This is a genomic window from Hyphomicrobium sp., assembly GCF_036833075.1.
GTDB lineage: Bacteria > Pseudomonadota > Alphaproteobacteria > Rhizobiales > Hyphomicrobiaceae > Hyphomicrobium_C.
Genome location: NZ_DAITQL010000005.1, coordinates 14,976 through 29,335, shown reverse-complemented (window position 1 = coordinate 29,335; position 14,360 = coordinate 14,976). Strand labels below are relative to the sequence as shown.

At 69.6% G+C, this 14,360-nt stretch carries 11 protein-coding genes; all 11 read left to right on the top strand.

What is annotated here, in order from left to right; all coding sequences use genetic code 11:
• Positions 1-4: 4 nt before the first annotated feature.
• A complete protein-coding gene (locus V7082_RS02940) occupies positions 5-1,411 on the top strand; it encodes a UDP-N-acetylmuramoylalanyl-D-glutamyl-2,6-diaminopimelate--D-alanyl-D-alanine ligase (protein ID WP_334146126.1) in 1,407 nt (468 codons plus the stop codon).
• A gap of 60 nt (positions 1,412-1,471) precedes the next feature.
• Positions 1,472-2,554, top strand: coding sequence for a phospho-N-acetylmuramoyl-pentapeptide-transferase (gene mraY / locus V7082_RS02935; protein ID WP_334146125.1), 1,083 nt, complete (start codon positions 1,472-1,474; stop codon positions 2,552-2,554).
• 203 nt (positions 2,555-2,757) lie between these two features.
• The gene (gene murD, locus V7082_RS02930) at positions 2,758-4,155 is read left to right on the top strand and encodes a UDP-N-acetylmuramoyl-L-alanine--D-glutamate ligase (protein WP_334146124.1); all 1,398 of its coding nucleotides are present in this window, start codon (positions 2,758-2,760) and stop codon (positions 4,153-4,155) included.
• The gene (locus tag V7082_RS02925; RefSeq protein ID WP_334146123.1) at positions 4,152-5,315 is read left to right on the top strand and encodes an FtsW/RodA/SpoVE family cell cycle protein; all 1,164 of its coding nucleotides are present in this window, start codon (positions 4,152-4,154) and stop codon (positions 5,313-5,315) included. Before murD ends, V7082_RS02925 begins: the two co-directional genes overlap by 4 nt.
• A 27-nt stretch (positions 5,316-5,342) precedes the next feature.
• Entirely contained in the window at positions 5,343-6,467 is a 1,125-nt protein-coding gene (gene murG / locus V7082_RS02920) for an undecaprenyldiphospho-muramoylpentapeptide beta-N-acetylglucosaminyltransferase (protein ID WP_334146122.1), read from the top strand.
• A 91-nt stretch (positions 6,468-6,558) separates the two neighbouring features.
• Positions 6,559-7,998 carry a UDP-N-acetylmuramate--L-alanine ligase gene (murC, locus tag V7082_RS02915; RefSeq protein ID WP_334146121.1) on the top strand — a complete coding sequence of 480 codons (1,440 nt, stop codon included), beginning with the start codon at positions 6,559-6,561 and terminating at the stop codon, positions 7,996-7,998.
• Between the two features lie 142 nt (positions 7,999-8,140).
• Positions 8,141-9,106: a UDP-N-acetylmuramate dehydrogenase gene (gene murB, locus V7082_RS02910; RefSeq protein ID WP_334146120.1), complete on the top strand. Its 966-nt coding sequence runs from the start codon at positions 8,141-8,143 to the stop codon at positions 9,104-9,106.
• Positions 9,103-10,056 (top strand): D-alanine--D-alanine ligase, encoded by a 954-nt coding sequence (locus tag V7082_RS02905; protein ID WP_334146119.1) that lies wholly within the window; start codon positions 9,103-9,105, stop codon positions 10,054-10,056. The genes murB and V7082_RS02905 overlap by 4 nt, the downstream gene beginning before the upstream one ends.
• Positions 10,023-10,982 (top strand): cell division protein FtsQ/DivIB, encoded by a 960-nt coding sequence (locus tag V7082_RS02900; RefSeq protein WP_334146118.1) that lies wholly within the window; start codon positions 10,023-10,025, stop codon positions 10,980-10,982. The genes V7082_RS02905 and V7082_RS02900 overlap by 34 nt, the downstream gene beginning before the upstream one ends.
• Positions 10,983-10,993: 11 nt before the next feature.
• Positions 10,994-12,250 carry a cell division protein FtsA gene (gene ftsA, locus V7082_RS02895; protein ID WP_334146117.1) on the top strand — a complete coding sequence of 419 codons (1,257 nt, stop codon included), beginning with the start codon at positions 10,994-10,996 and terminating at the stop codon, positions 12,248-12,250.
• Positions 12,251-12,363: 113 nt separating this feature from the next.
• Positions 12,364-14,115 (top strand): cell division protein FtsZ, encoded by a 1,752-nt coding sequence (gene ftsZ / locus V7082_RS02890; protein WP_334146116.1) that lies wholly within the window; start codon positions 12,364-12,366, stop codon positions 14,113-14,115.
• Positions 14,116-14,360: the final 245 nt, after the last annotated feature.

The window sequence follows — 14,360 nt, the reverse complement described above, 5'->3', positions numbered from 1 at the left end:
ATCGATGTCGGACGCTCCCCTGTGGACCTTTGACGAGCTGGTGCGCGCCGCGGCGGCCCGCCCCGAGCGGGCGACCGGCGCCCCGATCGCCGGTCTCTCCATCGACACGCGCACGCTGGCGCCCGGCGATCTCTTCGTCGCCCTCAAGGACCAGCGCGACGGTCACGCGTTCGTCGCCGATGCCTTCGCTGCGGGCGCCGCTGCCGCGCTCGTGTCGGAGGGCTATGAGGCCCGGCCCGACGACGGCCCGCTGATCCGCGTCCCCGATACGCTGGCCGGTCTCGAAGCCATCGGCCGCGCCGCCCGCGCCCGCCTCGCGCCCGAGGCGCGCGTCATCGCGGTCACGGGCAGCGCCGGCAAGACCGGCACAAAGGACATGCTGCGCGCGGCCCTCTCCCGCATCGGACCCACGCACGGCGCCGACAAGTCCTTCAACAACCACTGGGGCGTGCCGCTGACGCTCGCGCGCATGCCGGCCTCAACGCGCTTCGGCGTGTTCGAGATCGGCATGAACCACCCCGGCGAGATCACGCCGCTGGTCCGGTTGGTCCGGCCGCATGTCGCCATCGTCACGACCGTCGAGCCGGTGCATCTCGCGCAGTTCCCGAACGTCGAGGCGATTGCGGAAGCGAAGGCGGAGATCTTCCTCGGCCTCGAGCCCGGCGGCACCGCCGTCATCAACCGCGACAACACGCATTTCGACATCCTGCGCCTCCGCGCCGAGGCTGCGGGCGCCCGTGTCGTGTCGTTCGGCCAGGATGCCCGCGCCGACGTGCGGCCGAAGGCGCTGGAGCTGTCGTCGGAGGGGACGGTGATCGATCTCGCCCTCGGCGGCCGCGACGTTCGCGTCCGCCTCGCCGTGCCGGGCGTCCACATCGCCTTGAACGCGCTCGCCGTCGCCGCGGCCGTGCACGCGGCAGGCGCGGACGTGGAGGAGGCGTTGTCCGTCCTTGCGGCACTGCCGCCCCCGCCGGGGCGCGGCGTGCGCACCGAGCTGCCGCTCGCGGGCGGCAAAATCCTTCTGATCGACGAGAGCTACAACGCCAACCCGGCATCCATGCGCGCAGCCCTCGCCGTGCTCGGCACCGTGCCGCGATCCGCCTTCGGACGCCGCATCGCCGTGCTCGGCGACATGCTGGAGCTCGGCCCGCAGGAGAAAAGCCTCCACGTCGCGCTCAAGGAAGCTGTTGACGCTGCCGGCATGGATCTGGTTTTTGCCTGTGGACCCAATATGGCTCACCTTTTCGAGGCGCTTGCGCCCGAACGGCGGGGCGCCTGGGCCTCGGACTCGGCCACGCTGGGCGCGCGGCTGCTGGAAGAGCTGAGACCGGGCGACGTTGTCATGGTCAAGGGCTCGAACGGCAGCCGCATGGGGCCGCTCGCCGATCTCCTGCGCCGGACGTTGAAGTGAGGACGCCGAGTTGGGTAATGTCGGGTCCGGGGGACGGCCGAGGCCGGGGGAAGGGGTGACATGCTGTACGAGCTCGTGGCTTTCAGCGACCAGATCGGCATCCTGAACGTCTTCCGCTACATCACCTTCCGCACCGGCGGCGCCGTCTTCACCGCGCTTCTGTTCGTGCTTCTCTTCGGCCCCGGCATCATCGACCTCCTGAGGTTGAAGCAGGGCAAGGGCCAGCCCATCCGCGAGGACGGCCCCCAGTCGCACTTCTCGAAAAAGGGCACGCCCACCATGGGCGGCCTGATGATCCTCGCCAGCGTCACCGTGGCGACGCTGCTCTGGTCGGATCTCTCGAACGGCTACGTCTGGGTCGTTCTTCTGGTCACGCTCGCCTATGGCGGCATCGGCTTCTACGATGACTATCTGAAGGTCACCAAGCAGCAGTCGAGCGGCTTCGGCGGCAAGGCACGGCTTGGGCTCGAGATGCTGGTGGCGGCGCTCGCGGTCTACGTCATCATGGGTCTGTCCGTGCCCGAGCTCTCGGGCAAGCTCGCGCTGCCGTTCTTCAAGACAGCGCTGATCGATCTCGGCGCCATGTTCATCATCGTCGGCATGTTCGTGATCGTCGGCGCCGGCAATGCGGTCAACCTGACCGACGGCCTCGACGGACTGGCGATCGTTCCCGTCATGATCGCGGCCGCCACCTTCGGCCTCATCTCCTATCTGATCGGCAACTACAAGTTCGCGGGCTATCTGCAGATCCACCACGTCGCCGGCACCGGCGAGCTGGCGGTGATCTGCGGCGCCCTGATCGGCGCGGGCCTGGGCTTCCTGTGGTTCAACGCGCCGCCCGCCATGATCTTCATGGGCGACACCGGCTCGCTCGCGCTCGGCGGCGCGCTCGGCGCCATCGCGGTCGCGACCAAGCACGAGGTCGTGCTGGCCATCGTCGGCGGCCTGTTCGTGCTGGAGACGCTGTCGGTCATCATCCAGGTGACCTCGTACAAGCTCACGGGCAAGCGTGTCTTTCGCATGGCCCCGTTGCACCATCACTATGAGCAGAAGGGCTGGAAGGAGAGCACTGTCGTCGTGCGCTTCTGGATCATCGCCGTGATCCTGGCCCTGATCGGCCTTGCCACCCTGAAGTTGCGCTGATGCCCGGCACCGCAATGCGGCATCGCATCTGGACCCCGACCTCCGTCGGGGTGACGCACCATTTTGAGGCGTGCGGCGAGACTGACACGCGCCGTCATCCCGGCGCAGGCCGGGATCCAGACACCCATCCGAATGATGCAAACAGGGCCCCGTTCGCCGCGCACCCGATTCAACCGCTCTCAAAAAGGCATTAGCCTCACTCCATGATTCGCGTGACGGCCTTCAAGGATCGGACGGTCGCGGTGTTCGGGCTCGGCGCCTCGGGCCTCGCCACCGTGCGCGCGCTCGAGGCGGGCGGCGCGCGTGTCGCCGCCTGGGACGACAGCGTCGCGGGCCGCGCTGCCGCTGAGGAAGCAGGCGTGCCACTCGTCGACCTCGCCTCCGCCGACTGGTCCCTGTTTGCGGCGCTCGTGCTGGCGCCCGGCGTTCCGCTGACGCATCCCGAGCCGCATTGGACGGTGGAGAAGGCAAAAGCCGCCGGCATCGAGGTGATCGGCGACGTCGAGCTGTTCTTCCGCGAGCGGGCTGCAACCTGCCCTCAGGCGCCCGTCATTGCCATCACCGGCACCAACGGCAAGTCCACCACCACCGCGCTCATCGCCCACATCCTGGGCAGCTTCGGCAACGACGTGCAACTCGGTGGCAACATCGGCCGCGCCGTGCTGACGCTGGAGGCGCCCGCGCCGGACCGCATCCACGTGCTCGAGCTGTCGAGCTTCCAGATCGACCTCGCGCCGGGCGCAGCCCCGACCGTCGCCGTGCTCTTGAACGTCACCCCCGACCACATCGACCGCCACGGCACCGTGGAGCACTACGCGGAGGTCAAAAGCCGCCTCGTCGCCAACGCCGGGGCGACCGCCGTGATCGGCGTCGACGACGACTGGTGCCGGCGCATCGCGGATACGCTCGAGGCGCGCGGGCGGACGAAGGTGCGCCGCATCTCCGTGCGCGCCGCCGTGGCAGACGGCATCTACGCGCAAGACGCGAAGCTCTACGAGAACGGCCGCGAGCGCGCAGCCCTCGATGGCATCGCCACGCTGCGCGGCGCGCACAATTGGCAGAACGCGGCCGCCGCCGTCGCCGCCGTCGAGGCACTGCCCGAGAGGTTCCACGCCGGCGGCGATCTGCAAGCGGCGCTTCGAAGCTTTCCCGGTCTCGCGCACCGCCTCGAGGTGGTGGACAAAATCGGCCCCGTCGACTTCATCAACGACAGCAAGGCGACCAACGCCGACAGCACCGAGAAGGCCCTCGCGTCCTTCGCCGGCGACATCTACTGGATCCTCGGCGGCAGGCCGAAGGCCGGCGGCATCGCCACGCTTGCCGCCTACTTCCCGCGCATCGCCCGGGCTTATCTGATCGGCGAGGCGACGGACGCGTTCGCGGCCACTCTCGGCGAATCTGTTCCCTTCGAGCGTTGCGGCACGCTCGGCGCCGCCGTCCGCCGCGCCGCCGACGATGCGCTTGCCGCCAACCGGCCGGGAAGCGTCGTGCTGCTTTCGCCGGCCTGCGCCTCCTACGATCAGTTCAGGAACTTCGAGGAGCGCGGCGACGCCTTCAGGCACCTCGTGGCCGAGCGTGTCGCCGGAAGGGCCAGCGCATGAAGTTCTCGCGCGCCGACAGGAGCCGGCTCGCCGAATGGTGGTTCACGGTCGACCATGTGCTGCTCTACGCCATCCTGATCGTGGTCGCGACCGGGCTCGTGCTGTCCATTGCGGCGAGCCCCGCCGTCGCCCTGAAGAAGGGATTTCCGGCCTATTACTTCGTCGAGCGCCACGTGGTCTTCTCGGTGATCGGCATGGGGCTCATGCTCGCCGTGTCGCTGCTGGCGCCCGCTTCCGTGCGCCGCCTCTCGCTCGCGGTGCTCGCGGTTTCGATGATCGGTCTCGTCGCCGTCCTTCTCGTCGGCGAGGAGATCAACGGCGCCCGCCGCTGGCTCTCCATCGAAGGCCGCTCGATCCAGCCGTCGGAGTTCGCCAAGCCCGCCTTCGTGGTGGTCTCGGCTTGGCTCCTGGCGGAGGCGCGCCGCCGCCCCGACATGCCGGCCTCGGCGCTGGCGCTGGCGCTGTTCGCGGTCTTCGCCGGCCTCCTCGTCGTGCAGCCGGACGTCGGCCAGACCATGCTCGTGACGTTGGTCTGGACCGCGATGCTATTCGTTTCGGGACTGGCGCTGAAAGGGGCGGCCCTTGCGGCCGTCATGGGCGCGGTCGGCCTCTACGGCGCCTATCTCTACTTCCCGCACGTCGCCTTCCGCATCGACCGCTTCTTCGGCCCCCAGACGAGCAGCGACTACAGCCAGGGCGCACGCGCCATCCAGTCCTTCGTCGAAGGGGGCTTCCTCGGCCGCGGGCCGGGCGAGGGCACCATCAAGACCTCGCTGCCCGACGCCCATACCGACTACATCTTCGCCGTCGTCGCCGAGGAGTACGGCGCGCTCGCCTGCCTCGCGCTTCTCGCGCTGTTCGCGTTCGTCGTCCTGCGCGCGCTCCGCCACGCCGAGAGCGAGCCGGATCCGCCGACGCGCCTCGCCGTCATCGGCCTCGCCCTGATGTTCGGCTTCCAGGCCCTGATCAACATGGGCGTCAACGTCGGCCTGCTGCCGGCCAAGGGCATGACGCTGCCCTTCCTTTCGGCCGGCGGCTCGTCCATGCTGGCGATCTCCCTGACGCTCGGTATGCTGCTGGCGCTCACTCGCCGTCGTCCGGATGCGGACCGCCTCAAAAAGCCCCCATTGATGCCGAGCCTTCCGAGCCTCAAACCATGATCGTTTCCCCTTCGCCGGAACTCCGACGTGACGCGTGAGCCGCCCTCGATCCTGCTAGCCGCCGGCGGAACCGGCGGACACCTGTTCCCCGCCTTCGCGCTTGCCGAGGAACTGGGCCGCCGCGGCTTCCCCGTCGATCTGGTGACGGACATGCGCGGCGACCGCTACGGCACCGGCTTTCCCGCGCGCGCGGTCTATCGGCTCCCCGCCGCGACACCCGGCAGCAAGCGCAATCCGATCGCGCTTGCGAAGGCGAGCTTGACGCTCCTGCGCGGCATCCGCCAAGCGAGAGCCCTCCTGCGCACGCTGAAGCCCGCCGCGGTGGTGGGCTTCGGCGGCTATCCGACCATTCCGCCCCTGGTCGGCGCGTGGATGCTGGGCATCCCGTCGATCATCCACGAGCAGAACGCGGTCCTGGGCCGCGCCAACCGCGCGCTCGCGCGCCCGGCCGCGGCCATCGCCACGTCGTTCCGCAAGACCCGGAAGCTCGACGGGCCGCTGGCCGAGAAAGCGCGCTTCACCGGCAACCCCGTCCGCGGCGCCGTCATCGAGGCGGCGAAGATCCCCTATCCCCCGCTCGCGCCCGAGGGCCCGCTCCGGCTCCTGGTGTTCGGCGGCAGCCAGGGCGCCCGCTTCTTCTCGGACGCCGTCCCCCCCGCGCTCGCGATGCTTCCCGAGCCGCTCCGCCGGCGCCTAAAGCTCGTGCAGCAGGCCCGCCCCGAGGACATCGACGCGGTGAGGGCCGCGATCGCGGCCGCCGGCATCGACGCCGAGATCGCGCCGTTTTTCAAAGGCTTGCCAGAGATCATGGCCGAGAGCCACCTGATCGTCGCGCGGGCTGGCGCCTCCTCGGTCGCGGAGCTGGCCGTCATCGGCCGCCCGTCGATCCTCGTACCTTTGCCGCATTCTCTCGACAGTGATCAGCTTGAGAACGCGACCAATCTTGCCGAATCGGGGGGTAGTTGGTGTATCGAGCAGAAGGATCTGTCGCCGGCGCGGCTGGCGACGGAGATCGGCCGGCTGCTCGGCGCGCCTGAAACGCTCGCCGCGGCGGCCGCCCGCGCGAAAGCCCAGGGCCAGGCGCAGGCGGTGGGTTTGCTGGCCGATCTCGTGCAAGACGTGATCGGCGGCGAAAGCGCGTTGCGGCGCTGACGGAAGGCCGCGCGGGACGCCTGTTGCGGCAGGCCGAACGCAGGCTCGATCGCACCGTTACGCCGGGCGCCAGAGACAGGAAGCACCACGCATGCAGTTGCCGAGCGACATCGGACCATTCCACATCATCGGCATCGGCGGCATCGGCATGAGCGCCATCGCCGAGATCCTGCTCGCGAAAGGCTATCGGGTCCAGGGCAGCGACCAGAAGGAGAGCGCGAACGTGCGCCGCCTTCGCGCCAAGGGCATCCGCGTCTCGGTCGGCCATGACGCGGCGAACCTGGAAGGCGCCGGCCAGGTCGTCATCTCGACGGCCGTCAAGGAGACCAACCCCGAGCTCGAAGCCGCACGCGCCAAGGGCCTTCCTATCATCCGCCGGGCCGAGATGCTGGCCGAGCTGATGCGCCTCTACGCGACCGTTTCGGTGACCGGCACGCACGGCAAGACGACGACGACCTCGCTTGTCAGCTCCATCTTCGAGCAGGCCGCGCTCGACCCCACCGTGATCACCGGCGGCATCATCAACGCCTGGGGATCGAACGCGCGCCTCGGCAAGGGCCGCTGGATGATCGTCGAAGCCGACGAGAGCGACGGCACGTTCACGCGCCTCCCGACGGAGATCGGCGTCGTCACCAACATCGATGCCGAGCACCTCGATTACTTCGGCACCGTCGAGGCCATGCATCGCGAGTACGAAGCCTTCTTGCGCAACATCCCCTTCTACGGCTTGACCGTCGCCTGCATCGATCACCCGGTCGTGCGCGGGATGGTCGAGCGGCTCCACCTTCGCCGCGACGGCCGCCGCCTCTTGACCTACGGCACGCGCGAGGATGCCGATCTCGTGCTGCGCCAGATCGTGAGCGACGGGCACACGATCGTGATGGATGCGGATCTGGGTAAGCGGGTGAAGGGCGGGCCGCGCGCCATTCGAGGCTGGGTCGTGCCCATGCCGGGCCAGCACAACGCGCTGAACGCGCTCGCCGCCATCGCCGTCGCCGCCGAGGCCGGCCTCTCCGACGCGGTGATCCGCGCTGGGCTCGCGGCCTTTTCCGGCGTCAAGCGCCGCTTCCAGCTCACCGGCACCTGGAACGGCGTCGAGATCTTCGACGACTACGGCCATCATCCGGCCGAGATCGCGGCCGTCCTCGCGGCGGCCCGCGCCGGCGCCAAGGGCAATGTCGTCGCCGTCGTCGAGCCGCACCGCTATACGCGCGTGCGCGACCTCTTCGGCGAGTTCTCGGCCTGCTTCCGCGCCGCCGACAGCGTCGTCGTGGCCCCTCTCTATAGCGCCGGCGAGGCGCCGATCGACGGCATCGATCCGGAGGCGCTGGCGGAAGGCATTCGCGCGACTGGACATGCGGCCGTCGCCACCATCGGTGACCCGCGGGAGCTCGTCGGCATCGTGCAGCGTCTGACCCGCCCCGGCGACATGGTGATCTGCCTCGGCGCCGGCAACTCGACCGAATGGGCGCACGCACTCCCCGAGTGGCTCGCCGCCGCCGAGCCCCGCCGCGCCGGGAGCGCGCTGTGATCTCTTTCGGCGTCGACATTACGCACCGGATCCCACTTCTCCTCCCCCCTTGTGGGGGAGGTCGGGAGGGGGGGATTGCAGAACGGCTATTGTCGTGGTTCCCCCCACCCCTAACCCCTCCCCACAAGGGTGAGGGGAAGCCATGACCTTCCTCGACATCACGGCTGACCTCACCCGACGCATGCCCGAGCTGCGCGGCCGCCTCGCCGCCAACGTCGCGCTCGCCGACATCACGTGGTTCCGCGCCGGCGGCCCCGCACAGGTGCTCTTCACGCCCGCCGATGAAGCCGACCTCGCCTATTTCCTGAAGCACAAGCCGAGCGACCTGCCGGTGTTCGTCATCGGCCTCGGCTCGAACCTGCTCGTACGCGACGGCGGCGTGCCGGGCATCGTCATCCGCCTCGGCCGTGGCTTCGCCGAGATCAAGGTCGAGCCGAACCATCGCCTGCGCGCCGGCACCGCCTGCCCGGACGTCAAGGTCGCCCGCGCGGCGGCCGACGCCGGCATCGCCGGCCTCGCGTTCTACCGCGGCATCCCGGGCTCCATCGGCGGCGCGCTGCGCATGAACGCCGGCGCCCATGGCAGCGAGACCAAGGACGTGCTGATCGAGGCCCGCGCCGTCGATCCGGAAGGCAACATCCACGTGCTCTCGCTCGCCGACATGGGCTTCACCTATCGTCACAGCGCCGTGCCACGCGATTGGATCTTCACCGAAGCCACCTACCAGGGCACGCCCGGCAACCCCGCCGACATCCTGCGCGACATGGAGGCCGTCGCCGCTTACCGCGAGCAGAACCAGCCCATCAAGGAGCGCACCGGCGGCTCGACGTTCAAGAACCCGCCCGGTCACAGCGCCTGGAAGCTGATCGACGACGCGGGCTGTCGCGGCTTTCGCGTTGGCGGCGCGCAGGTGTCGGAGAAACACTGCAACTTTCTGATCAACACTGAAGGCGCCTCCGGCGAGGACATCGAGCGCCTCGGCGAAACTGTACGCGCGCGCGTCAAGGCCAAGGCAGGCGTGACGCTCGAATGGGAGATCATCCGCCTCGGGCGCCCGTTGGACGGCCGCCCCGTGGGCGAGGCACTGGCAGAGACCGCAATATCATGACCGACAAGCTTCCCGCCGCCCCGCCGCGCACGTTCGGTCACGTCGCCGTGCTGATGGGCGGCCTCTCCGCGGAGCGCGCCGTCAGCCTCCGCTCGGGCGAGGCCGTGGCGGCCGCGCTCGAAGGCGAGGGCTATCGCGTGACGCGCATCGACGTCGGGCGCGACATCGCGCGGCGCCTCGACGAGATCCGCCCCGAGGTCTGCTTCAACGCCCTGCACGGCTGCTTCGGCGAGGACGGGCTGATCCAGGGCGTGCTCGAGACGATGGCCATCCCCTACACGCATTCGGGTGTCCTCGCCTCCGCGCTCGCCATGCACAAGGAGAAGGCCAAGGCGATCATGAAGCCGGCCGGCGTGCCGGTGGCCGAGGCGAAGCTCCTCTCGCGCGCGGACGCCGCCGCCCACGCGCTCCCGCCGCCCTATGTCGTGAAGCCCGTCGACGAGGGCTCGAGCGTGGGTGTGCTCATCATCCGCGCCGGAACGAACGACTGGGCGAAGCTTATCCGCGACGGCGGCCCGGCGGAGCAGATCGTCATGGTCGAGCGCTTCATCCCCGGCCGCGAGCTGACCTGCGCCGTCATCGGCGACTTCGTGACCGAGGTGATCGAGATCGTCCCCGAGAAGGGCCTCGCCTTCTACGATTTCGAGGCGAAATACGCTCCCGGCGGCTCCCGCCACGAGCTTCCGGCCGACATTTTACCGGATGTTTACCGATTGATCCGGAAATACACCCTGGCGGCCCATGCGTCGCTCGGCTGTCGTGGCGTCTCGCGCGCGGATTTCCGCTTCGACGACACGGCAGGGGGGACCGGCGAGCTGATCTGCCTGGAGGTGAACACGCAGCCGGGCATGACCGGGACCTCTCTGGTTCCGGAGCTGGCGGCATACGCGGGCTGGTCGTTTGGCGAGCTCGTCCGATGGATCGTCGAGGACGCGAGTTGTTCGAGGTAGGCCAGAGCGGAACGAACCGGCGGCAGGCGCACGATGCGCTTCTGCTCTCCCGCGCTCACGCCCCGGCGCCTCCCGACGAGAGACCCCGCCTCACGGCCAAGGAACCCTACCAGGTCGACGCCGATCTCGAGGCAGCCCCGGGCCCTCAAGCCGCCCCCCGCACGCCGCGCCTTGCGCGCCTCCTGCTCGCGGCGCTTGGCATCGGCCTTGCCCTCGGCGCCGTCGAGGAGGCGGCCCGCCACGCCGGACATGCCCCGAAGCTCGAGCGTCTCGCGCGTCTCATGGGCTTCGGCATCGATCAGGTGGCGCTGGTCGGCCATCGCTACGCCTATGACCGCGATGTCTTCGATGCGCTCGACCTCGCCAACGTCCGCACCTTCGCCGCGCTCGACACGGCCGCCGTGAAGGCGCGCATCGAGCGGCTGTCCTGGATCGATACCGCCGAGCTGACCCGCGTCTTCCCGGGACGCCTCGACATCCGCGTCACGGAGCGCAAGCCCTACGCCGTCTGGTCGCGCGCCGATCGCGTCTACCTGATCGACCGCACGGGGCGCGTGCTGGCGGCCGTCAACGGCACGGCTCTTCCCGATCTGCCGCGCGTTTCTGGCGAGGGAGCCGCATCGGAAGCGGCCGGTTTTCTCGCCACGCTCGCCCGCTACCCCGAGATTGCCGCGCGTTTTGTCGAGGCCGAGCGCGTCTCGGACCGCCGCTGGCGCCTGAAGCTCGCCAACAAGGCGACCATCGAGCTGCCGGCCGACGACGAGGTGGCGGCGCTGGAGGAGCTCACGCGCGATGGCGCGCTGATGCAACGCGTCGCCGCCGGCAGCGCCACGCTCGATTTCCGCGGCCCCGGCCGCGCAGCCGTCCGCTCCGAGCCGGAGGCCGCGGTGGCGGTGTCCGCCTCAGCCTCCACTCCCGGCTCTTGAGGGAGGACACCATGGGGCGGGACAGGGCGAGGCCGCATAGCGGATCGAAGGGCGTCACCGGAGTGCTCGACATCGGCACCAGCAAGATCGCGTGCCTGATCGCCGCGGCAGGGCCCGCAGGCGTGCGCGTGATCGGCGTCGGCCACCAGCGGGCCGAAGGCGTCAAGGGCGGCGTCGTGATCGACCTCGACCGCGCCGAGCAGGCGGCCCGTGCCGCCGTGGCCGCGGCCGAGCGCATGGCCGGCGTCGAGCTCTCCGAGGTGCACGTCGCCGTCTCCTGCGGCCGCCTCAAGTCGCAGAATTTTTCCGCCCGGGCCGAGATCGCAAGCGGTGTTGTCCGGGAGGACGACGTCCGCCGCCTGATGACGGCGGGCCAGGCGTACGTCGAGCAGGGTGGTCGCGCGCTCGTGCACATGAACGAGGTGGCGCTCAGGCTCGACGGCGCGCCGGGCGTCCGCGATCCGCGGGGCCTCGCCGCGCGCGAGCTGGCCTTCGACCTCCATGCCGTGACGGCCGACGAGGCGCCGCTCCGCAACCTGCTGATGGTCGTCGGGCGCTGCTATCTGGAGCCCGCGACCCACGTCCCGACCCCGCTCGCGAGCGCGATCGCCGTTGCAACCGAGGACGAGCGCCGTCTCGGCGTGACGGTCGTCGATATCGGCGCCGGCACGGCGAGCCTCGCCATGTTCGCCGAGGACCGCTTCGTCTATGCCTGCGCCGCGCCGATCGGCGGCACGCAGATCACCTTCGACATCGCCCGCGCGTTGCATACGCCCCTTGCGGAAGCCGAGCGAATCAAAGCGCTTTATGGCACAGTCGTCTGCGCTCCGTCGGACGAGCACGATGCCTTCACCTACTCGTCTGCGGGCGAGGACGACGGCATCCTGTATCACATGACGAAAGCCGAGCTTGCCGAGGTGATCCGGCCGCGTATCACGGCCATGTGCCACCACATCCGGCAGCGCTTGGAGGAGTGTGAGATGACGGCATATGCCGGCCGCTGTCTTGTGCTCACGGGGGGCACGAGCCAGTTGACCGGCTTGGCTGATTTCATGGCCGCCGAGCTGGGGCGGCCGGTGCGCGTAGCGGGTCCGCAGGCGGTTGCCGGCCTGCCGCCCGCATGTTCGAGTCCGGCATTCTCGACCGCCGTCGGGCTGCTTGTCGCGGAAACGCACGAAGCGGCTGGCCGGCGGATCTATCGCAGCCGCGACGGCGAGGCGGAGAGCTATCTGAAGCGCGTCGGCTCCTGGTTGCGCGAAGGGTTCTGAGCCCCCATGAGCGGAGGCGCCAGCACGGGTCAGCCTGGCGGGAGCAGGGCCAGTAACATGCCGGGGAGCCGCGCTGCGGAGGCATCTCCCGCGCGGGAATGGGGCAGGACGAGATGGCGGCACATCCGGATCCTTCGGATCTAAAACCCAGACTCACGGTGATCGGCGTCGGCGGCGCCGGCTGCAACGCCGTCAACAACATGATCGCGACGGGTCTCGAGGGCGTCGATTTCATCGTCGCCAACACGGACGCCCAGGCGCTCATCAACGCCACCGCCGAGCATCGAATCCAGCTCGGCGTCGAGCTCACCGAGGGCTTGGGCGCAGGCTCGCGCCCCGAGATCGGCGAGGCGGCGGCCGAGGAGGCGATCGAGGACATCCGCAACCAGATCAAGGGTTCGCACATGGTCTTCATCGCCGCCGGAATGGGCGGCGGCACGGGGACCGGCGCGGCGTCCGTCATCGCGCGCGCCGCGCGCGAGCTCGGCATCCTGACGGTGGGCGTCGTGACGAAGCCGTTCCTCTTCGAGGGCGTGCGGCGCATGCGCATTGCCGAAGCCGGCGTTGCCGAGCTGCGCAACTACGTCGATACGCTGATCGTCATCCCGAATCAGAACCTGTTCCGCATCGCCAGCGAGAAGACCACCTTCTCCGAAGCCTTCGTCATGGCCGACCAGGTGCTTTACTCGGGCGTCGCCTGCATCGTCGATCTCATTCTCAAGGAAGGTCTGATCAACCTCGACTTCGCGGATGTTCGCACCGTGATGACCGGCATGGGCACAGCCATGATGGGCACCGGCGAGGCGGAGGGCGAGCGCCGCGCCACCGTTGCGGCCGAGGAGGCCATCTCCAATCCCCTGCTCGACGACGTCTCGCTGCGCGGCGCCAAGGGGCTTCTGCTCTCGATCACGGGCGGCAACGGCCTGACGCTCTACGAGGTCGACGAGGCCGCGAGCCGCGTGCGCATGGAGGTCGACCCGGAGGCGAACATCATCGTCGGCGCCACCTACGACCCCTCGCTCGGCGATCGCATCCGCGTCTCGATCGTCGCCTCGGGCATGAGCCGCTCGGGCGAAGCCGAGCGCGCTCCGCCTGCGCCGGCCGAGAACTGGGTTCGCGGGACCAAGGCGGCGGCCGCCGCTGCTCAGGAGGCCGTGCATCCGCCCCAGGCGAGCCGCGCCCCGGCGGGAGGAGGCTTCATCCCCGTCGACCCGCGCGACCATCGCGGCGGGGCTCACGATCTTCAGCAGCGCCTGACCGAGGCGCTTCAGCAGTCCCAGCCCGGTGTCCCGACCACCGCGGGTCGCCCCCCGCAGCCGCCGGCGCACGACCCGCGCGGCCGCGGCGAGCCGTGGCGAGGCCCCGGCAACGTCATGATCGAGAGCGGACCTCCCCAGCTTCAGGGCGCCACGCCGCCGCCGTTGCCGCAAACCCATGCGCCCGCCTACGATCAGGGCGCGTTCGCGCCGCAGCCGCCGTTGGAGGTCCGCCGTCAGGCTCTGCCGCCCCTGCCCGAGGCCGCCGCCGAGGCGCCTCGTCAGCCCGCCTACCGCACACCGGCCGAATCCTACGCCGAGGACGTGGCGCACCGTCATCAGCAGCCGATGCAGCGCCCTCCGCAGCATGCGGAGCCGCGGCGGCGCCTCGGACTGTTCGAGCGCATCACGGGCCGCGCACGCGGCGCGCCTGATTCGGATGCGCGTCCGCGTGATTCGGAAGGCGCCCGCGCAGGCGACGACGCGGGGAGCGCGGGCATGCCTGGCGGTCGCGAAAGCCACCCGCATTATCCGCATGCCGCGCATCCGTATAAGGATGAACGACAAGAGACTGATATACCTGTGTTTTTCAGAGAGAAACGCCGGTAGGTCGGGACGGGATCTAGCCGTGTGTCGACAGGTATCCGGTACGTAACACAACGTAAGAAAGCGTGATTTGTCCCACCGGGAGACGAAGACTATCGTTTCTTAACGACCGGTTCGCAGGACAACCGACCACCCATCTGCCCATGCGCCCGATAAGGCGCGAGCCACCGTTTTAGAGTTGGCCGGGGCAGACGAAAGACGGGGAACGGAGTGGCGGCAAGCGAACATCGGCCGGGGGTGGCGGACCG